This is a genomic window from Streptomyces desertarenae, from assembly GCF_042681365.1.
GTDB classification, from domain to species: domain Bacteria; phylum Actinomycetota; class Actinomycetes; order Streptomycetales; family Streptomycetaceae; genus Streptomyces; species Streptomyces desertarenae.
In genome coordinates this window covers 90,185-110,656 of record NZ_JBHUFU010000011.1, presented here as the reverse complement: position 1 = coordinate 110,656, position 20,472 = coordinate 90,185, and the positions used below count along the sequence as shown (strand labels likewise).

Genomic DNA, 20,472 nt, shown 5'->3' with positions numbered 1-20,472 from the left:
GCCCCCGGGCCGCTGCCGCCCCCGCTCCCCGGCGGCCCCCCGCCGCGCACGGGCGCGTCCGGTGAATCTGCCCGCACCCGGAGGTGGAACGCGCCCTCGCCGGGGGCATATACGGAGCAGACGCGCCGCCGCGCGGGAGGTGACGGTCCCGCGGGGCGGCCCGCCGCCGGCGTGATGGGCGACGCCGGCGTGGTGGAGGCGGTCCCCTCGTGCGTCCGGTGGCACGCACGAGGGGACCGCCCGTGCCTCTGCCGGGCCGGCGGGCGCCGTCCGGCGCTCACTCCACCGTGACCGACTTCGCCAGGTTCCGCGGCCTGTCGATGTCCCGGCCCAGGGCCAGGGCCGTGTGGTAGGCGAGGAGCTGCAGGGGGACGCCCATCAGGACCGGGTCCAGCTCCACCTCGTTGCGCGGTACCACGATCGTGTGGTCGGCCTTCTCCTGCTCGGCGTGGGCCACGGCCAGGATGCGTCCGCCGCGGGCCCGGATCTCCTCCAGCGTGGCGCGGTTCTTCTCCAGCAGCTCGTCCTCGGGCAGGATCGCCACGGTCGGCACGGCGGGCTCGATCAGGGCGAGGGGGCCGTGCTTGAGCTCGGAGGCCGGGTAGGCCTCGGCGTGGATGTAGGAGACCTCCTTGAGCTTCAGGGACGCCTCGCGCGCCACCGGGTAGCCGCGCACCCGGCCGACGAACATCATCGACGTCGCGTCCGCGTACTCGGCGGCCAGCTTCGCGATCGCCTCCTCCTGCGCCAGGACCTCGGTGATCTGGGCCGGCAGCCGCCGCAGGCCGGAGATGATCCGCCGGCCGTCCGCCACCGAGAGGTCCCGGACGCGGCCCAGGTGGAGGGCGAGCAGCGCGAAGGCGACGGCGGTGTTGGTGAAGCACTTGGTGGACACCACGCACACCTCGGGACCGGCGTGGACGTACACGCCGCCGTCGGTCTCGCGGGCGATGGCCGAGCCGACGACGTTCACCACGCCCAGCACCCGGGCGCCCTTGCGCTTGAGCTCCTGCACGGCGGCGAGGGTGTCGTAGGTCTCGCCGGACTGGCTGACGGCGACGTAGAGGGTGTCGGGGTCCACCACCGGGTTGCGGTAGCGGAACTCGCTGGCGGGCTCGGCGTCGGCCGGGACGCGGGCCAGCTCCTCGATCATCTGGGCGCCGATCAGCCCCGCGTGGTACGCCGAGCCGCAGCCGAGGATCTTCACGCGGCGCACCGCGCGCGCCTCGCGGGCGTCCATGTTGAGGCCGTCGAGCCGGACGGTGGCGAAGCGGTCGTCGATCCGGCCGCGCAGCACCCGGTCCACGGCGTCGGCCTGCTCGCAGATCTCCTTGTGCATGTAGGTGTCGTGGCCGTCCATGTCGTAGGACTCGGCCTCCCACTCCACCGTCGTCGGGGTGGCCGAGGTGCGGCTGCCCTCGGTGGTGTAGGTGCGGTAGTCGCCGGCCTTGAGGGTGGCCATCTCGCCGTCGCCGAGGGTGACCACCTGGCGGGTGTGGGAGACCAGCGCCGCGACGTCGGAGGCGAAGAGCATCTCGTGCTCGCCGATGCCGAGCACCACCGGCGAGCCGTTGCGGGCCACCACGATGCGGTCGGGGAAGTCGGCGTGCAGGACGGCGACGCCGTAGGTGCCCTCGATGCGGCCCAGCGCCTCGCGGACCCGCTCCTCCAGCGTCGGGGCCTGCGAGCGGCCGATCAGGTGGGCCAGCACCTCGGTGTCGGTCTCGGAGGCGAACTCCACGCCGTCGGCGGACAGCCGGGCGCGCAGTTCGCCGGCGTTGTCGAAGATGCCGTTGTGGACGACCGCGACCCGGCCGGAGGCGTCCTGGTGCGGGTGGGCGTTCTCGTCGCTGGGGACGCCGTGGGTGGCCCAGCGGGTGTGGGCGATGCCGGCGGTGCCCGCGAAGCGCGCGGGGACGCGGGACTCCAGGTCGCGGACGCGGCCCTTGGCCTTGACCGTCCGCAGTCCCGCGGCCCGGCCGGTGCCGCTGCCGTGGATGGCGATGCCGACGGAGTCGTAGCCCCGGTACTCCAGGCGCTGGAGGCCCTCCAGCAGGAGGGGGGCGACGTCACGTCCGCCGATGTATCCCACGATTCCGCACATGTCCGGTTCCTCGGCTTTCTGGGCCTCTCCGGGTCTCCCCGGCGCCTCGGTGGTGGTTCTGGGTCTCGGTCCGCGTCCGGGCCGCGCCGTCCGGGCCCGCGCCGCGGCGCGGGCGGCGTCCGTGCGGGCGCCCTCCGCCGTCAGCCGTAGACGATGCGGCGCAGCTGCCGCAGGGAGAGCTGCGGCGGAGCCACCGCGCGGTACGGCAGCTCGCCGGTGATCCGCTCGAAGATCTCCGGGTTCGTCAGCCCGCGGGCCTGGAGCTCGCGGTGGCGGCGGCGCACGAACTCCTCGACCGTCTCGTCGAAGTAGGCCAGGACGTCCAGGACCACCCGCGCCGCCTCGCCGCGTCCGAGCGGCGTGGTGCGCACGAGGTGGTCCACGAGGTCGTCATGGGCCGGGGGGCGTTCGAGCACCCGTTGATACTGAGGCCCCCCCGCCGTCTTTCGCAAGAAATCTGCCCGATATCGGGCAGGTGGGCACTCCAAGGAGGGATGAGGGATCCCCGAAGTGGTCTATACCTTGACCCCCGATGGTGTGCGCAGTACGCATGGGAGCCGAACGGTTGCGCCTCGTACACCCACACCCCGTGCCACGGTCCGAAGGGAACGCCCGTGAGACGACTGCGACTCCGGCTCCTCCTGCTCTGCGCCGCCCTCCTCGCCACCGTCCCCCACGGCCCGGCGGCCGCCGCCGATCCCACCGGACCGCCCGGGGCCGGGCCCAGACCGCTGGACCAGGTGATCCCGGCCCCCGCGTCCGTCGAACCGGGCGGGAGGCCGTACGCGATCGGCGAGCGGACCGTGATCCGGGTGCCGGGCCGGTCGGCCGGGGCGCGGGAGGCCGGCGACCACCTGGCGCGGCTGCTGAGGCCGTCGACCGGGTACCGGCTGCCGGTGACCACCCGGCCCGGCCCCGACGGCATCCGGCTGGAGCTCGGCGGCCCCGCGGAGCTGGGGGAGGAGGGCTACCGGCTGGACGTCTCGCCGCGCGCGGTGGTGATCCGGGCCCGCACGGCCTCCGGCCTCTTCCACGGCGTCCAGACGCTGCGTCAGCTGCTGCCCGCGCGGGTGGAGGCCCGCGAGCGCAGGAGCGGCCCGTGGCTGGTGGCCGGCGGCACCGTCACCGACGTCCCGCGCTACGCCTACCGCGGCGCGATGCTCGACGTGGCGCGGCACTTCTTCACCGTCGAGCAGGTCAAGCGCTACATCGACCAGCTCGCCCTCTACAAGATCAACACCCTTCACCTCCACCTGACGGACGACCAGGGCTGGCGCATCGCGATCGACTCCTGGCCGCGACTGGCCGCCCACGGCGGCAGCACCGAGGTCGGCGGCGGGCCCGGCGGTCACTACACCAAGGAGGAGTACCGCGAGATCGTGCGGTACGCCGCCGGCCGGCACATGACGGTCGTGCCCGAGATCGACATGCCCGGCCACACCAACGCCGCCCTGGCCTCCTACGCCGAGCTCAACTGCGACGGCGTCGCGCCGCCGCTGTACACCGGCACCGAGGTGGGCTTCAGCTCGCTGTGCGTACCGCTGGAGACCACCTACGACTTCGTCGACGACGTGATCCGGGAGATCGCCGCACTGACCCCCGGCCCCTACCTCCACATCGGCGGCGACGAGGCCCACCAGACCAGCGAGGAGGACTACGCCGCCTTCATGGAGCGCGCCCAGCGGACCGTGGCGAGGTACGGCAAGACCGTCATCGGCTGGCACCAGCTCGCCGGCGCCAGACCCGCCGAGGGCGCGGTCGTGCAGTACTGGGGGACGACCGGCAGGGAGGCGGAGGTCGCCGAGGCGGCCCGCGGCGGCACCCGGCTGATCCTCTCCCCGGCCGACCGCTCCTACCTCGACATGAAGTACGACGAGGACACCCCGCTGGGGCTGAGCTGGGCGGGCTACGTCGAGGTGCGGCAGTCCTACGACTGGGACCCGGGCAGCTACTTCGCGGACGTGCCGCAGGAGGCGGTGCTCGGGGTCGAGGCGCCGCTGTGGACGGAGACCATCGAGACCGGCGACCACATCGAGTTCATGGCCTTCCCCCGGCTGCCGGGCATCGCCGAACTGGGCTGGTCCCCGGCCTCGGCCCTGGACTGGGAGGACTACCGCACCCGGCTGGCCCAGCAGGGGCCGCGCTGGGAGCTGATGGGCATCGACCACTGGCGCTCGCCCCAGGTGCCCTGGGAGGGATGAGGCGAACGCCGGCCGGGGGCGGCGCCGCGGGCCCGGGCCCGCAGCGCCGCCCCCGGCCCGTCCTCAGAACCGGCGCAGCACCGCCTGCTTGGCGGCGGTGAACTCCTCGTCGGTCAGGACGCCCTCCCGGTGCAGTTCGCCCAGCTCGCGCAGCCGCCGCAGCAGGGCGTCGTGGTCCTCGCCCGGCCCGCCGCCGGGCGGGGACTTCGGAACCGGCGCGGACGCCGGGGGCAGCGCGGGCGGGACGCTCCCGCCGCCGGGCGCCTCCCGCCCGGCGCGCGAGGCGGCCGAGGGGTGCGGGAGGCGGGCGGTGACGGCGGCGGCCAGCAGCACCGAGCTGACGTCCTTGGCCTGCCGCACCCCCCACAGCACCAGGCAGTTGGGGTCGTGGTCGGGCTTGAGGACGGCGTGCGCCCCCCTGGGCCGCAGCCGCAGGTAGCCGTTCTCCAGACCGACCGCCGGGCTCCACTGCACCCCCTCCAGCTCGTGCAGCGCGAACACGCGCGGACCGGCGGAGGACTTGCTGCCCTCGGCCACCCAGTTCCAGTCGAGCCGGACCTCCTCCCCGTCGAAGGAGGCCGTGCCGTCGGTGCCCTGCACCGTCAGCGGCACCGGCGGGCCGGGCAGCAGGTAGCGGTCGCAGGGCTCGTCGACGGGGACCTGTTCCAGCACCAGGGCGTTGCGGAGCTCCTCGGCGAAGTACCCGGCCACCCCCGAGCGGTCCGGCTCCACCTCCAGGCGGTACGGGTCGGCCGCGTCGGGCAGCCGGCCGCCCGCCGCCTGGAGGAGCGGGTCGGCCCCGTGCCGCAGCCGCAGCCGCAGCCATCCGCCCTTGCGCCCCGGCTCGTACGAGACACCGGCCACCGCCGCCAGCGGGACCGTCAGTTCTCCCAGCAGCCTCCGCAGCTTGTGCACGCTCTTGTGGTGGCCGGGCACGATGCGCACGCTGCCGCCGTCGAACGTCCAGGTCCCCGCCTGCTGGAGTATCTCGGTCATGGGCCGATTCTCTCAGCCCGTCACCGCCGCCACCGCGCGGACGGAGAGCCGGGGCGGGCCGTCGGCGCCGGCCCGCCCCCGGTCACGTCCAGTACAGGCCGCGCAGACGGGAGGTGGTGATGGTGACCGGCGCGTCGTCGTCGGGGGAGGCCGGGTGGTAGATCACCTCGAAGCGCAGCTTCTCGGTGCGCGCGATGCTGCCGGAGTGGTGGAAGTCGGCGAAGGTCGTCCCCGAGGTGGCGGCGCGCTCCATCACGCCCGACTCCCAGCGGGAGCCGTCCGGCCGCAGGTGGTAGAAGCGGCCCTGGAGCGTGGAGTCGCGCGGGATCCTGACGGTGAGGTGGGCCATCACCTGGTAGCGCGTCGCGCCGGTCAGGATGTCCACGCCCTTGATGTCGAGGGTCGTCCACTTCCCCGGGGCGAGCCGGATGTCGGCGGTGTCGTACTCCCCGATCGCGTTCGGCACGTCGTCCTCCTCGTCCCGGTCCCAGCCGGCGGTGTGGTTCAGGCGCTCGCGTATGCGGGCGCGCAGGGTGTTCATGGAGAAGCCGCGGGGATCCACCTTGCCCGGCTGCCACTCCAGGTGGCCGATCACGGACTCGGCCTTCCAGCCGTGGTGGCGGCAGAGCGCCGCGGCGGCGCGTTCGATGGCGTCGAGCTGGGCCGCGGGCCAGGGGTCCTTGCCGTCGCCGAGGTTCTCGCACTCGAAGCCGTAGAAGCGGGCGTTGCCGTCGGTGTTGGCCTCGTTGTCCGCGGGGAGGGGGGAGCGCTCGTCGATCACCGCGCGCAGCACGTCGTCGTCGCCGAGCCCGGCGTGGTTGGCCCTGCCGTGGCCGACCAGGTGGACCCGGCCGTCCTTGGTGATGACGCCGTGGCACAGGGGGCCGGGCAGGCTGCTGTAGCCCGTGCGGCAGATCTCCACCGTCCGCGCCGACCCCGAGGTGACGGTGTGGTGGATCATCACCCCGTGGACCGGCCCCCAGGCGCCCGTGTGGTTGCGGTTGTGCGTGCGCCAGCTGCCGACCTCGACGACTCTGAGCCCCTCCTTCTTGAGGGCGGTGACGAGCGCGCTCGCCCCGATGGGAGTAGCCATAGGTGTTCTCCCGACTACCGTGGGTAAAAGTCGTTGACTGTTTCTTACCCACCTCCACCCGGGTGACCTGGGTGCGGCGCAAGATTTCTCGAAGCGTTTCGACGGTGTGGAGGGCGGGGAGGCGCCGGGGTGCGACGGCGGGGCGGCGGGCCAGGGCTCCCACGGGGCGGGCGCCGGGGATCCGCCGAAGCGGACGAGTCGGGGAAACCGCTTCGGTCACGAACCGTCACGCCCTAGGCTGAGCGGGTGACGAACACGCCGCGTCCTCCCAGAGCCGGTCGGCGGTCCGGGGGCGGGCTGACCCGCCTGGTGGCCCACAGCGACCCCATAGCCCTGGTCGGCATATGCCTGGCCATCGTCCTGTCCGTCTGCCTGGACGTCACCGGAGCCGCGAGCGGGGTCGAGTCCCTGACCGTCGGACTCCTCGTCACCCTCCTCTCCCTCGTGCTGGACGCCTCCGCCCGGGCCGAACGCCGCTTCCACCTCAAGCAGGTCCTCCGGGCGCCCGACTGGCTCGCCGACTCGGTGACGTCCGTGTCCACGGCCGTGCGGCGGATATCCGAGCGGTATCCCGGCAGCGTGATCGAGGAGGAGGCGCGGCGACGGCTGCGCAGGCTGTCCGAGGAACTCGACGAACTCGGCCGGGGCCGGGTGGAGCGGCCCGGGGACGACGGCGAGCACCTCCTGAGCGCCACCCGGAACTGCCGCGTCCGGATGGAGGCCGTGACCAACGTCGTGGGCGACCCGCTGTGGTGGCGCAGCGCCCTGGGGGAGGCCTACTGGCAGGCCAACCTCGACGCACTGGCCAGGGGGGTGCGGATCAGACGCGTCTTCCTCGTCGACCGGACCGGCGCGGAGCTGGAGGAGCTCGTGGAGCGGCAGCGGCGGGCGGGGGTGGAGGTGGTCGTCAGGCACCGGGAACAGGATCCGGGGCTCCGCCTCAACTCCGTCGTCTGGGACGGCCGGTACGCCTGGGAGGCGCGGATGAACGCCCGCGGGGAGATCGTCGCGCAACTGTTCACGGTCAACGAGCAGGACACGGGCCGGCTCCGCGAGTCGTTCCGCAGACTGGTGCCCACCGAGGACTGAAGGGTGACGTCGCTGCTGGTGGCCGCCGTGACCGTCACGCTCACGGTGTGGGTCGTCAGCCTGATCCGTTCGGTCCGGTGGCGCGCGCTGGTCTACAGCCTGCCGATCCCGATCACGATGATGTCGATCGCCACCCCCTTCCACGTGGACGGCGGCGAGCTGCTCGGCGTCGCCGCGTTGAACGCGTTCTTCGTCGTCGTCGCCGTGCTGCACGTGCGGATGGGGCTGCACATCGTGGTGGCGGACCTCGCCGGAGTGCTGGTCTACCTCGGGCTGAGCAGGTTGGTCGCGGTGTTCGAGCCGCTTCCGCTTCCGCCGGTGCTGGCCGTGGTGGGCGTGCTGTGGGCGGTGGCCACGGTGCTGTTCCCGCCCGGCCCCGACCGGGCGGCCGGCCCTGCCACCCGTCTGGGCCCCCTGGCGAAACTGGGCGCCGCGGCGGGCGGCTCGCTGCTCATGGTGGCGGTGGGCCGGCACCTGAAGGGACTGGTCGTCACCTTCCCCTACTCGGGTGTCCTGGTCGTGCTCGAAACACGCCACGACCTGGAGCGCTTCACCCGGCACTTCACCCGCAACAGCATCGGTCTGGTCGCCTTCTTCACGGCCTGCCACCTGCTCCGGGAACAGGGCAGGCCCGTGGCGCTCGCGGCGGGATGGCTCGCCCACGCCCTCTGCGCGACCGCGCTGCACCTCGGCAGGGCGAGGGGGCGGCCCCCCGCCGCCTCCGGCCCGGGGGAGGGCGAGGTCCAAGCCCCCGGTCACGGCGGGGACGAGGCCCGGCCGCGGAGCTCGCCGTGAGCCGTTCCGCGGGGCCGGCGCCGGGGCGGGAGCCGTGCGGGGGCCTCCACTGCGGTGGGAGCGGAGGGCGGGCCGGTGCGGCCACCGGAGGGCGACCGTTCGCCACGGGGCGGCAAACGGTGTTAAGAATGGGCATGTGATCGGACTTTCTGACCGATCTTGGGGCGTGCTGTCCCGACTGTTCGGCGCCCGCCACTCGCGCGGGAACGGGGGATCGGAGCGCGAGGACCCAAGGCGCCACCGGGCCGGGCGGCCGTCGTCGGAACGGCCCCCCGGCTCGTTGCTGGGCATGAGGAGCCTGGCCGGCCAGGTCTTCCTCCTCCAGGCCGTCCTCGTCGTGCTGCTCGTCGTGGCCGCGGTGGCGGCCCTGCTCGTCCAGGCCAACAGCAGCGGCGCCCAGGAGGCGCGCAACCGCTCGGTCGCCGTCGCCGAGGCGTTCGCCAGCGCGCCGGGGCTGTCCGGGGCGCTGGCGGAGGAGGACCCCACCGAGGTGCTCCAGCCGCTCGCCGAGCGGGCCAGGGAGCGCTCGGGCGTGGACTTCGTCGTGGTCACGGACACCGAGGGGATCCGCTACACCCACCCCAGGCCCGACCGGATCGGCGAGCGCTTCGTCGGCACGACCGGACCGGCGCTGGAGGGGGAGGTCGTCACCGAGGAGATCGTCGGCACCCTCGGCCCCCTGGTGCAGGCGGTGGTCCCCGTCACCGACGGCGACGGGACGGTGGTGGGCCTGGTCTCGGCGGGCATCACCATCGACAAGGTCAGCAGCGGGGTCCAGGACCAGCTCCCGCTGCTCTTCGGCGCCGCCGCGGCGGCGCTGCTGCTGTCCATGGCCGGCACGGCCGTGGTCGGCAGGCGGCTGCTGCGCCAGACCCACGGCCTGGGACCGGCCGAGATGGCCCGCATGTACGAGCACCACGACGCCGTGCTCCACGCCGTCCGGGAGGGCGTGCTCATCATCGGGGCCGGCGGCCGGCTGGTGCTCGCCAACGACGAGGCGCGCCGGCTCCTGGACCTGCCGCCCGACGCCGAGGGCCGTCACGTCCGCGAACTGGACCTGAGCCCGCGCACCACCAGACTGCTGGTCTCCCAGCGCCCGGCGGTGGACGAGGTCCACATGGTCGGGGACCGCATGCTGGCCGTCAACCAGCAGCCCACGGACCGCCACGGGGGCCCGCCGGGCAGTGTGGCGACCTTCCGGGACTCCACCGAGCTGCGGGTCCTCTCCGAGAGCGCGGAGGCGGCGCGCCGCAGGCTGAAGCTCCTCTACGACGCGGGCAACGGCATCGGCACCACCTTGGACATGGTGCGCACCGCCGGGGAGCTGGCGGAGGCCGCGGTGCCCCGGTTCGCCGACTTCGTCACCGTGGACCTGGCCGACGCCGTGCTGCGCGGCGACGAGCCGGCCGGCGGCACGGCCGACATGCGCCGGGCGGCCGCGGCCGGCATCCGGGACGTCCCGGCCTTCTACCCGACCGGCGAGTCGATCACCTTCCTGCCGTCCACGCCCCAGGCCCGGGGCTACCGGTTGGGCCACGCCGTCCTGGAGTCGGACCTGTCCACCGCTCCGGGGTGGCGGCGGCAGGACCCCGAGCGCGCCCGGGACATCCTGGCCGAGGGGGTCCACTCGCTGGTCGCGGTGCCGCTCAAGGCGCGCGGCATCGTGCTGGGCGTGGCCACCTTCTGGCGCTCGGAGAAGCCCGAGCCCTTCGACGACGACGACCTGTCCCTGGCCGAGGAACTGGTGGCCCGCGCCGCGGCCGCCGTCGACAACGCCCGCCGCTACACCCGCGAGCACACCATGGCCGCCACCCTCCAGCGCAGTCTGCTGCCCCGCGCACTGCCCGGACAGGAGGCCCTGGAGATCGCCCACCGCTACCTGCCCGCCCAGTCCGGGGTGGGCGGCGACTGGTTCGACGTGATCCCGCTCTCCGGGGCCCGCGTCGCACTGGTGGTCGGCGACGTGGTCGGGCACGGGCTGCACGCGGCCGCCACCATGGGGCGGCTGCGCACCGCCGTCCACAACTTCTCGGCGCTGGACCTGCCGCCCGACGAGATCATCGGACACCTCGACGAGCTGGTGAGCCGGAGCGACCAGGACGCCGACGAGGACGGGGCGCCCGACGACGCCGTCGGGATGATGGGCGCCACCTGCCTGTACGCGATCTACGACCCGGTCGCCCGCAACTGCGTCGTCGCCCGCGCCGGGCACCCGCCGCTCGCCCTCGCCCACCCCGACGGCACCGTGGAGTTCCCCGACACCCCGGTGGGCGCGCCCCTGGGCCTGGGCGGGCCGCCCTACGAGACGGCCGAGATCGACCTGGCCGAGGGCAGCCGCCTGGTCCTCTACACCGACGGGCTCATCGAGGACCGCGGCCGGGACATCGACGTCGGGCTGACCCTGCTGCGGGAGGCGCTGGTCCACGCCGGGGACGCCTCCCCCGAGGAGGCCTGCGACGTGGTGACCGGCGCGCTGCTGATCGAGCGGCCGCGCGACGACGTCGCCCTGCTCATCGCCCGCACCCGGGCGCTGGCGGCCGACAGCACCGCGGTCTGGGAGGTCCCCTCCGACCCGGCCGCGGTGTCGGAGGTGCGGGCGGGCGTCGCCCGGCGGCTGGCCGGCTGGGGACTGGAGGAGCTGGGGTTCAGCACCGAGCTGATCCTCAGCGAGCTGGTCACCAACGCCATCCGGCACGCCACCGGACCGGTCGGGGTCAGGCTGCTGAGGCTGGAGCGGAGCCTGATCTGCGAGGTCTCCGACGCCAGCAGCACCTCGCCGCACCTGCGGCGCGCCGCGACGACGGACGAGGGCGGCCGGGGGCTGTTCCTGGTGGCGCAGCTCTCCGAACGCTGGGGCACCCGGTACACCGGGACGGGGAAGATCATCTGGGCCGAGCAGCCGCTGCCGCAGACATGACCGGGGCGGGCCGGGCACCCCGGCCCGGCCCGGCCCGCCCCCGCTCGGGCGGTGCGGGCGCGGGGGCGGGCGGCGCCCTGCCGAGCTCAGGAGGACATGCCCAGTTCCCGGGCGATCAGCATGCGCTGCACCTCGCTGGTGCCCTCGCCGATCTCCAGGATCTTGGAGTCGCGCCACATGCGGGCCACCGGGTACTCGTTCATGAAGCCGTAGCCGCCGTGGATCTGGGTCGCCTCACGGGCGTTGGTGACCGCGATCTCCGAGGAGTACAGCTTGGCGATCGCCGCCTCCTTCTTGAACGGCTCGCCCGCCAGCAGCCGGGAGGCCGCGTCGCGCCAGGCGATGCGGGCGGTGTGGGCCCGCATCTCCATGTCGGCGAGCTTGAACTGGATGGCCTGGTTGGAGCCGATCGGGCGGCCGAAGGCATGGCGCTCCCGGGCGTACCGCACCGACTCGTCCACGCACCCCTGGGCCAGCCCGGTGGCCAGGGCCGAGATGGCGATGCGGCCCTCGTCGAGGATGCGCAGGAACTGCGCGTAACCGCGGCCCTCCTCGCCCAGCAGGTTGGCGGCCGGGACCCGGACGTCGGAGAAGGACAGCTCGCGGGTGTCGGAGGCGTTCCAGCCGACCTTGGAGTAGGGGGCGGCGACGGTGAAGCCCGGGGTGCCGGAGGGAACGATGATCGAGGAGATCTCCGGGCGGCCGTCGGGTCCCCGGCCGGTGACGGCGGTGACCGTGACCAGACCGGTGATGTCGGTGCCGGAGTTGGTGATGAAGCACTTGGTGCCGTTGATCACCCACTCGTCGCCGTCGCGGACGGCGGTGGTGCGGGTGCCGCCCGCGTCCGAGCCGCACTCCGGCTCGGTCAGGCCGAAGGCGCCCAGCACCTCGCCCGAGCACAGCTTCGGCAGCCACTGGCGCTTCTGCTCCTCGGTGCCGAAGCGGTAGACGGGCATGGCGCCCAGCGAGACGGCCGCCTCCAGGGTGATGGCGACGGAGGAGTCCACCCGGGCCAGCTCCTCCAGGGCCAGGCACAGGGCGAGGTAGTCGCCGCCCATGCCCCCGTACTCCTCGGGGAAGGGCAGGCCGAACAGGCCCATGCGGCCCATCTCGCGGACGATCTCGTAGGGGAACTCGTGGTTCTCGTAGAACTCCCCGATCTTCGGCGCGACGACGTCGTGCGCGAACTCCTCGACGGTGCGGCGCAGTTCCTCGTGTTCGGGGGAGAGGCGGTGGTCAAGGGACATGGCGTCACTGCTCCTTGTGGGAGGCGGGGGAGTCCTGGGCGGTGGTGTCCCGGGAGGCGTCGGCGGCCCGGGGGGCCAGGGCGCGCACCGTGCGGGAGGGGCTGGGGCGGCCCAGCCGTTCGGCCATCCACACGCTCGTGGCGGTCAGGAGGCCGAGGTCGACTCCGGTGTCGATGCCGAGCCCCTGCAGCATCCACACCAGGTCCTCGGTGGCGAGGTTGCCGGTGGCGCTCCTGGCGTAGGGGCAGCCGCCGAGGCCCCCCGCGGAGGCGTCCACGGTGGTGACGCCGTGCCGCAGGGCGGCGAGGGTGTTGGCCAGGGCCTGGCCGTAGGTGTCGTGGAAGTGGACGGCGAGGCGCCCGGTGGGCACCCCGGCCTCGTTCAGGGCGGTCAGCAGGGCGGTGACGTGGCCGGGCGTGGCCACGCCGATGGTGTCGCCCAGGCTGAGTTCGTCGCAGCCCAGGTCGAGCAGGCGGCGGCAGACCCCGACGACCCTGTCGACGGGCACCGGACCCTCCCACGGGTCGCCGAAGCACATCGACAGGTAGCCGCGCACCCCGGCGCCCGCCTCCTTCGCCCGGGCCACCACCGGCTCGAACATGGCCAGGGCCTCGTCGACGGTGCGGTTGAGGTTGGCCTTGGCGAAGGACTCGGTGGCGCTGCCGAAGACGGCGATCTCGCGGGCGCCCAGGGCCAGGGCCCGCTCCAGGCCGCGCTCGTTGGGGACGAGCACCGGCAGCCGTACGGCCTCGGCCCCCGCGCGGTCGGCGAGGTCGGCCACGGCCGGGAACAACTGCTCGGCGTCGGCCAGCTGGGGCACCCACCGGGGGTGGACGAAGCTGGTGGCCTCGACGGTGCGCAGCCCGGCGCCGGCGAGCCGGCGGACGAACTCCGCCTTCACCTCGACGGGGACGACGGACGGCTCGTTCTGCAGTCCGTCGCGCGGCCCCACCTCATGGATGCGGACCCGGGAGGGGAGCCCCTCCGCGGGGAAGGCCATGGGCAGCCCCTCGGCCGGTCCCCCGGTCATCGCACGGCCCCCTCGGCCGGCTCGGCGGCCGGCTCGCCGGACCCCCCGGGCTCGACGACGGCCAGCACCTGGTCCATGGCGACGGTGCTGCCCGGGGCGACGTCCAGTTCGGTGACGGTCCCGTCGTACGGCGCGGTGATGACGTGCTCCATCTTCATCGCCTCCACCACCAGCAGGCTCTGGCCCGCGACGACCTCGTCGCCGACGGCCGCCTTGACGACGGTGACCGTGCCGGGCATCGGCGCGGTCAGCGCGTCGGCGCCGTGCGCCCCGGCACCGCCGCGCAGGGCCGCCTCGACCGGGTCGTGGTCGGTCAGCTGCCAGCCGACCCCGTCGCGGCCGAGCCACCGGCCGCCGCCGGCGCGGGCGTGGGCGAAGGAGTGGGTGACGCCGTCCCACTCCAGCAGGATCCGGCCGGCCGCGCCGCCCCGCAGCGCGGCCCGCACCGGCGGCTCCTCCCCGACGCGGACCTCGGCGCCGGTGGACCGGCCGCGCACCCGTACGGCCACCGGCTCGCGGCCCGGCACCCGCAGGTGGTGGACCGTCCAGGCGGGCTCACCGCCGAGCCGCCAGCCGGTCGGCGCGGCGAACGGGTCCGTCCAGCCGGCGGGGGAGGGCTCCGGCTCCAGGGCGGCGTGGCGCAGCAGGGCCGCCGCCGCGTACACCTCGGCGGGCACCCCCGACGGCAGCAGCGAGGCCGCGTCGCGGTCCACCAGGCCGGTGTCCAGGTCACCGGAGAGCACCGCCGGGTGCTCCAGCAGGGCGCGCAGGAAGGCGGTGTTCGTCTCCACACCCAGGACCGTCGTCCCGGCCAGGGCACCGCGCAGCCTCCGCAGGGCCGACGCCCGGTCCGGCCCGTAGGCGATCACCTTGGCGAGCATCGGGTCGTAATCGGTGCCCACCTCGGTGCCCTCGGCGAGCCCGGAGTCCACGCGCACCCCCTCGCCCGACGGCTCGGACAGCAGGTGGACGGTGCCGGCCGACGGCAGGAAGTCCACCCGCCCGCCGGTGGCGCGGGCGCTCTCGGCGCAGATGCGGGCCTCGACCGCGTGGCCGCGCAGGGAGACGTCCTCCTGGCCGAAGGCGAGCGGCTCGCCGGCCGCCACCCGCAGCTGCCACTCCACCAGGTCCAGGCCGGTGATCAGCTCCGTGACCGGGTGCTCGACCTGGAGGCGGGTGTTCATCTCCATGAAGCAGTACGAGCCCGGGTCCCCGCCGGGGACGATGAACTCCACCGTGCCCGCGCCCCGGTAGCCGCAGGAGCGGGCGGCGCGCACCGCGGCCTCGCCCATCGCCGCGCGGGTCGCCTCGTCCAGCAGGGGGCTGGGCGCCTCCTCGATGATCTTCTGGTGGCGGCGCTGGAGGCTGCACTCGCGTTCGCCCAGGTGGACCACGGTGCCGTGGCCGTCTGCGAGGACCTGGATCTCGATGTGGCGCGGACCGTCGATCCACCGCTCCACCAGCAGGGTGTCGTCACCGAAGGCGCCGCGGGCCTCGCGGCGCGCGGCGGCGATCTCGTCGGCCAGGGCCGCCTCGTCGCGCACCAGCCGCATGCCCTTGCCGCCGCCGCCCGCCGAGGGCTTGAGCAGCACCGGCATGCCGATCTCCAGGGCGGCGGCGGCCAGTTCGGCGTCGGTCAGGGAGCTGCCGCTGCTGCCGGGCACCACCGGCACCCCGGCCGCCCGCACCGTCTCCTTGGCGCGGATCTTGTCGCCCATCAGCTCGATGGCCCCGGCGGGCGGACCGACGAAGACCAGGCCGGCCTCCTCCACCGCGCGGGCGAAGGCGGCGTTCTCGGCGAGGAAGCCGTAGCCGGGGTGGACGGCCTGTGCGCCCGTCCGCCGCGCCGCGTCCAGCAGCCGCTCGGCGGACAGGTAGCTCTCGGTGGCCGGCGCGGGGCCGATCCGCACCGCGGTGTCCGCCTCCCGCACGTGCCGGGCCCCGGCGTCCGCGTCGCTGAAGACGGCGACCGAGCGCACGCCCAGCCGCCGCAGCGTGCGGATGACGCGGACGGCGATCTCGCCGCGGTTGGCGACCAGCACCGTGTCGAACATGGAACGCATCCCCCTCACATCCGGAAGACGCCGTAGCCGGGCGCCGCGGGGTCCTTCTCGGGCAGCGGAGCGTTGGCGCACGCGGTGAGCGCGAGGCCGAGCACCGCGCGCGTCTCCAGCGGGTCGATCACTCCGTCGTCCCACAGCCGCGCGGTGGCGTAGTAGGCGCTGCCCTGGGTCTCGTACTGCTCGCGGATGGGGGCCCGGAAGGCCTCCTCCTCCTCGGCACTCCACTCCTCGCCGCGCGCCTCCAGCTGGTCGCGCTTGACGGTGGCCAGCACCGAGGCGGCCTGCTCGCCGCCCATCACCGAGATCTTGGCGTTGGGCCACATCCACAGGAAGCGCGGCGAGTACGCCCGGCCGCACATCGAGTAGTTGCCCGCGCCGTAGGAGCCGCCGATCACGACCGTCAGCTTCGGCACCCGGGTGCAGGCCACGGCCGTCACCATCTTGGCGCCGTGCTTGGCGATGCCGCCCGCCTCGTAGCTGCGGCCGACCATGAAGCCCGAGATGTTCTGCAGGAACAGCAGCGGGATGCCGCGCTGGTCGCACAGCTCGACGAAGTGCGCGCCCTTCTGGGCCGACTCGGAGAACAGGATGCCGTTGTTGGCGACGATCCCGACCGGGTGGCCGTGGATGCGCGCGAAGCCCGTCACCAGCGTCGTGCCGTACTCGGCCTTGAACTCCGCGAACCGCGAGCCGTCCGTGATCCGGGCGATGACCTCGCGCACGTCGTAGGGGGTGCGCGAGTCCACCGGGACCGCGCCGTACAGCCCGGCCGGGTCGGCCTTCGGCTCCTCCACCGGTTCCACGCGCCAGGGCATCGGGCCGCGCCGGGGGAGGGTGGCCACGATCTGCCGGACGACGCGCAGGGCGTGGGCGTCGTCCTCGGCGAGGTGGTCCGTCACCCCGGAGGTGCGGGAGTGGACCTCCCCGCCGCCCAGCTCCTCGGCGGTGACGACCTCGCCGGTGGCCGCCTTCACCAGCGGCGGGCCGCCCAGGAAGATCGTGCCCTGGTTCCGCACGATCACGGCCTCGTCGCTCATCGCGGGCACGTACGCGCCGCCCGCCGTGCACGAGCCGAGCACCGCCGCGACCTGCGGGATGCCGGCGCCGGACATCCGCGCCTGGTTGTAGAAGATCCGCCCGAAGTGCTCGCGGTCGGGGAAGACCTCGTCCTGCATCGGCAGGAAGGCGCCGCCGGAGTCCACCAGGTACACGCACGGCAGCCGGTTCTCCAGGGCCACCTCCTGGGCGCGCAGGTGCTTCTTGACCGTCATCGGGTAGTACGTGCCGCCCTTGACGGTGGCGTCGTTGGCGACGACCACCACCTCGCGCCCCGACACCCGCCCGATCCCGGCGATCACACCCGCGGCCGGGGCCTGCCCGCCGTACATGCCGTCCGCCGCGAGCGGGGCCAGCTCCAGGAAGGGGGAGCCGGGATCCAGCAGGGTGTCCACGCGGTCGCGCGGGAGCAGCTTGCCGCGCGCGACGTGCCGCTCCCGCGCCCGTTCGCCGCCGCCCAGCCGTGCCGCGGCGAGCTTCTCGCGCAGCTGCGCGGCCAGCTCCCGGTGCGCGGCCTCGTTCGCCCGCCAGGCCTCGGACGCCGGATCGGCGGTGGTGACCAGCGGAGGTGCCTGCTGCATGCCCTTCGAGCCCCCTTGCCCGGTTAGTGAGCGTTAACCTCGCCATAAGGTTAACGCCCGCTAACCCGGCTGTCTACAATTTCCCCATGAGCTCCAGGACCGACGCCCCCACCCGCCGCGAGCAGATCCTCGGCGAGGCCGCCCGCCTGTTCGCCGAGCGCGGCTTCCACGGCGTCGGGGTGGACGAGATAGGCGCCGCGGTCGGCATCAGCGGCCCGGGCCTCTACCGGCACTTCGCCGGCAAGGACGCGATGCTGGCCGAGCTGCTGGTGGGCATCAGCGAGCGGCTGTACGCGGGCGGGCGCAGGTGCCTGGCGGAGTCCGCCGGCGCCGGGCTCGCGCCGGGGGAGACGCTGGACGCGCTCATCGGGCGCCACATCGACTTCGCCCTCGACGACCGCGCCCTGATCACCCTCCACGACCGCGAGCTGGACCGGCTGCGCGACAGCGACCGCAAGCTGGTGCGCCAGCTCCAGCGGCAGTACGTGGAGCTGTGGGTGGAGGTGGTCCGCGAGGTCCACCCGGAGCTGCCGGAGAAGGAGGCCCGCGCCTCGGTCCACGCCGTCTTCGGGCTCCTCAACTCCACACCGCACCTGAGCCGCCCCTCCTCCCTCCCGGACCGCGCCGCGACGGCCGCCCTCCTCCACCGGCTGGCCCGCGGCGCCTTCACCGCGGCCGCGGGGGGCGCGGCGCAGGGGTGGGGCGGCGCCGCCGGCGCGTGATCCCGGGCGCGGCGCAGCCGCCGGCGCTCCCCGCGCGGGGCCGCCCCGTATGACGCCGCCCACACCCGGTGTCCGCCGACCGGATGCCTCTGGACAGTGCGGTGACCCTTGGGTAGCTTGCGTCTGAGCAAGCGCTTAGTTTCCGGCCCCAGGAGGCGTGAGATGCGTCGCACGGTGTTCAACGAGGACCACGAGGCGTTCCGGGAGACCATCCGCGACTTCATCGCCGCCGAGGTCGTCCCCCACTACGAGGAGTGGGAGAAGCAGGGGTGCGTACCCCGCGACTTCTACCTGAAGCTCGGGGAACTGGGCGTCTTCGGGATCGAGGTGCCCGAGGAGTACGGCGGCGCCGGCGAGACCAGCTTCAAGTACAACGCGGTCATCTCCGAGGAGACCGCCCGGGCCGGCGTCAGCTTCGGCGGCTCCGGCGTCCACACCGCACTGTGCCTGCCCTACCTGCTGAAGTACGCCACCGAGGAGCAGAAGCGCCGCTGGCTGCCGCCGTTCGTCACCGGCGAGATGATGACCGCCATCGCCATGACGGAGCCGGGCACCGGCTCCGACCTGGCGGGCATGAAGACCACCGCGAAGCTGTCGGAGGACGGCACCCACTACGTCCTCAACGGCGCCAAGACCTTCATCACCGGCGGCGTCCAGGCCGACCGCGTGCTGGTCTGCTGCCGCACCGCCCCGCCGACCCCCGAGGACCGCCGCGCGGGCATCTCCATCCTGGTGGTGGACACCGCCAGCGAGGGCTACGCCGTCGGCCGCAACCTCGACAAGCTGGGCCTGAAGTCCTCCGACACCGCCGAGCTGTCCTTCACCGACGTCAAGGTCCCCGTCGAGGACCTGCTCGGCGAGGAGGGCAAGGCCTTCTCCTACCTCACCCACAACCTCCCGCAGGAGCGCCTGGGCATCGCCGTCGGCGCCTACGCCCAGGCCGCGGCCGCCGTCCGCTTCGCCCAGGAGTACGTCCGGGACCGCACGGTCTTCGGCAAGCCGGTCGCCTCCTTCCAGAACACCAAGTTCGTGCTCGCCGACTGCCGGTCCGACGTGGACGCCATGCAGGCCGTCACCGACCGGGCCCTGGAGGCGCTGGACGCCGGCGAGCTGACCCCGGCCGACGCCGCGTCCGTGAAGCTGTTCACCACCGAGACGGCGGCGAAGGTCATCGACAGGTGCCTCCAGCTGCACGGCGGCTACGGCTACATGCGGGAGTACCCGATCGCCCGCCTCTACGCCGACACCCGCGTCACCCGCATCTACGGCGGCACCAGCGAGGTCATGCGCTCCATCGTGGCCAAGTCCATGGGGCTGTGAGCCCGCAGCGGGACGGCGGGGACGGGAAAGGAGACGGCGGGGACGGCGGGGACGGCGACGGACCGCCGGGGAGACGGCAGGGGCACGGCGGGGGCCGTGCGGGAGGACGGGCACCACCACATGGACACCGACGCCACCGGCGCCACCGACGCCACCGACGCCACCGGCGCCACCGCGGGCACGGGCGGGCCGGACGGCCCCGCGCGGAGCGGCGGCGGGACGGCCGCGCCGGACCCCCTGGCCGACCTGCTGCGCCTGCTGGACCTGGAGCGGATCGACCGCGACATCTTCCGCGGCCAGAGCCGTTTCGCCGTCGTCCCCCGCGTCTTCGGCGGGCAGGTCGCCGCCCAGGCCCTGGCCGCCGCCTCCCGCACCGTCGGGGAGGACCGGCTCGCGCACTCGCTGCACGCCTACTTCCTGCGGCCCGGCGACCCGGACGCCCCGATCGTCTACACGGTCGACCGCATCCGCGACGGGCGGTCCTTCACCACCCGCCGCGTGGTCGCCGTCCAGCACGGTCGGCCGATCTTCCACCTGTCGGCGTCCTTCCAGACCCACGAGGAGGGGCTGGAGCACCAGGACGAGCCCGCGCCGGACGTCCCCGACCCGGAGACGCTGCCGTCCTCCGCCGACCTGCTGCCGCGCCACGCCCACCTGTTCGGCGACCCGGGCGTGGCCGACCGCCTCGCCCAGGCGCGGGCGGCGGTCGACCTGCGGTACGTCACCGACCCGCCGTACCTGACGGCCGGCCGGCCGCGGGAGCCGCGCTCGCGGATCTGGTTCCGGGTCGACGGCAAGCTGGCGGGCGGGGACGACCGGCCGGTGCTCCACCGGTGCCTGGCGGCCTACGTCTCCGACATGAGCCTGCTGGAGCCCGTCCTGCTCGCCCACGGCCGCGGCGGCTGGACGGTCGGGGACGTGGTGGGCGCGAGCCTGGACCACGCCATGTGGTTCCACCGCCCCTTCCGCGTGGACGAGTGGCTGCTGTACGACCAGTCGAGCCCCACCTCCCAGGCCGGCCGCGGGCTGGGCAGCGGCAGGATCTTCACCGCCGACGGGCGGCTGGCGGTCACGGTGGTGCAGGAGGGCGTGGTGCGGGTGCCGCGCGGCTGAGCGGCGCGCGGCACCCGGCGCGTCCGGTACCGTCCGGCCCGTGGGGCCGCCACCGGGCCGCCGAGCCCGGTGAAGCCGTACCCGGTGAACTCCCGCCAGGCGGCCAGGCGGCCAGGCGGCCAGGCGGCCGGGTGCCCGCCGGGCA

General features: G+C 74.3%; 14 protein-coding genes and 1 pseudogene. 7 read left to right on the top strand and 8 right to left on the bottom strand.

The window, feature by feature from the left end; genetic code table 11:
• Positions 1-277 precede the first annotated feature (277 nt).
• The gene (glmS, locus tag ACFSJS_RS19120; protein ID WP_380901977.1) at positions 278-2,104 is read right to left on the bottom strand and encodes a glutamine--fructose-6-phosphate transaminase (isomerizing); all 1,827 of its coding nucleotides are present in this window, start codon (positions 2,102-2,104) and stop codon (positions 278-280) included.
• A gap of 140 nt (positions 2,105-2,244) precedes the next feature.
• Positions 2,245-2,520 (bottom strand): hypothetical protein, encoded by a 276-nt coding sequence (locus ACFSJS_RS19115; protein WP_380901975.1) that lies wholly within the window; start codon positions 2,518-2,520, stop codon positions 2,245-2,247.
• A gap of 198 nt (positions 2,521-2,718) precedes the next feature.
• On the opposite strand from ACFSJS_RS19115, the gene ACFSJS_RS19110 reads away from it, so the two are divergent.
• Positions 2,719-4,305 (top strand): beta-N-acetylhexosaminidase, encoded by a 1,587-nt coding sequence (locus ACFSJS_RS19110; RefSeq protein WP_380901973.1) that lies wholly within the window; start codon positions 2,719-2,721, stop codon positions 4,303-4,305.
• Positions 4,306-4,368: 63 nt separating this feature from the next.
• Here ACFSJS_RS19110 and ACFSJS_RS19105 read toward each other — a convergent pair whose 3' ends face one another.
• A complete protein-coding gene (locus ACFSJS_RS19105) occupies positions 4,369-5,301 on the bottom strand; it encodes a DUF4429 domain-containing protein (RefSeq protein WP_380901971.1) in 933 nt (310 codons plus the stop codon).
• 505 nt (positions 5,302-5,806) lie between these two features.
• Positions 5,807-6,394: pseudogene (locus ACFSJS_RS19100) on the bottom strand (N-acetylmuramoyl-L-alanine amidase); the annotation flags it as partial.
• 246 nt (positions 6,395-6,640) lie between these two features.
• Here ACFSJS_RS19100 and ACFSJS_RS19095 point away from each other — a divergent pair.
• The 3 genes from ACFSJS_RS19095 (at position 6,641) to ACFSJS_RS19085 (ending at position 11,195) form a co-directional block, all read left to right on the top strand.
• Entirely contained in the window at positions 6,641-7,483 is an 843-nt protein-coding gene (locus tag ACFSJS_RS19095) for a hypothetical protein (protein WP_380901969.1), read from the top strand.
• 3 nt (positions 7,484-7,486) lie between these two features.
• Positions 7,487-8,278, top strand: a complete 792-nt coding sequence (locus tag ACFSJS_RS19090) for a hypothetical protein (RefSeq protein ID WP_380901967.1) — start codon at positions 7,487-7,489, stop codon at positions 8,276-8,278.
• Between the two features lie 289 nt (positions 8,279-8,567).
• Positions 8,568-11,195, top strand: coding sequence for a SpoIIE family protein phosphatase (locus tag ACFSJS_RS19085; protein WP_380901965.1), 2,628 nt, complete (start codon positions 8,568-8,570; stop codon positions 11,193-11,195).
• 86 nt (positions 11,196-11,281) lie between these two features.
• On the opposite strand, the gene ACFSJS_RS19080 is transcribed toward ACFSJS_RS19085, so the two are convergent.
• From ACFSJS_RS19080 to ACFSJS_RS19065, 4 genes are read right to left on the bottom strand one after another with little or no spacing between them, the layout of a single operon-like run.
• Positions 11,282-12,442, bottom strand: a complete 1,161-nt coding sequence (locus tag ACFSJS_RS19080) for an acyl-CoA dehydrogenase family protein (protein ID WP_380901963.1) — start codon at positions 12,440-12,442, stop codon at positions 11,282-11,284.
• Positions 12,443-12,446: 4 nt separating this feature from the next.
• A complete protein-coding gene (locus ACFSJS_RS19075) occupies positions 12,447-13,472 on the bottom strand; it encodes a hydroxymethylglutaryl-CoA lyase (protein WP_380901961.1) in 1,026 nt (341 codons plus the stop codon).
• Positions 13,469-15,526, bottom strand: coding sequence for an ATP-binding protein (locus ACFSJS_RS19070; RefSeq protein WP_380901959.1), 2,058 nt, complete (start codon positions 15,524-15,526; stop codon positions 13,469-13,471). The genes ACFSJS_RS19075 and ACFSJS_RS19070 overlap by 4 nt, the downstream gene beginning before the upstream one ends.
• Positions 15,527-15,540: 14 nt before the next feature.
• Entirely contained in the window at positions 15,541-17,172 is a 1,632-nt protein-coding gene (locus tag ACFSJS_RS19065; protein ID WP_380901957.1) for a carboxyl transferase domain-containing protein, read from the bottom strand.
• An 86-nt stretch (positions 17,173-17,258) separates the two neighbouring features.
• On the opposite strand from ACFSJS_RS19065, the gene ACFSJS_RS19060 reads away from it, so the two are divergent.
• The 3 genes from ACFSJS_RS19060 (at position 17,259) to ACFSJS_RS19050 (ending at position 20,327) form a co-directional block, all read left to right on the top strand.
• Entirely contained in the window at positions 17,259-17,894 is a 636-nt protein-coding gene (locus tag ACFSJS_RS19060) for an SACE_7040 family transcriptional regulator (RefSeq protein WP_380901955.1), read from the top strand.
• Between the two features lie 162 nt (positions 17,895-18,056).
• Entirely contained in the window at positions 18,057-19,214 is a 1,158-nt protein-coding gene (locus ACFSJS_RS19055) for an acyl-CoA dehydrogenase family protein (RefSeq protein ID WP_380901953.1), read from the top strand.
• A 120-nt stretch (positions 19,215-19,334) separates the two neighbouring features.
• Positions 19,335-20,327, top strand: a complete 993-nt coding sequence (locus tag ACFSJS_RS19050; RefSeq protein ID WP_380901951.1) for an acyl-CoA thioesterase — start codon at positions 19,335-19,337, stop codon at positions 20,325-20,327.
• Positions 20,328-20,472: the final 145 nt, after the last annotated feature.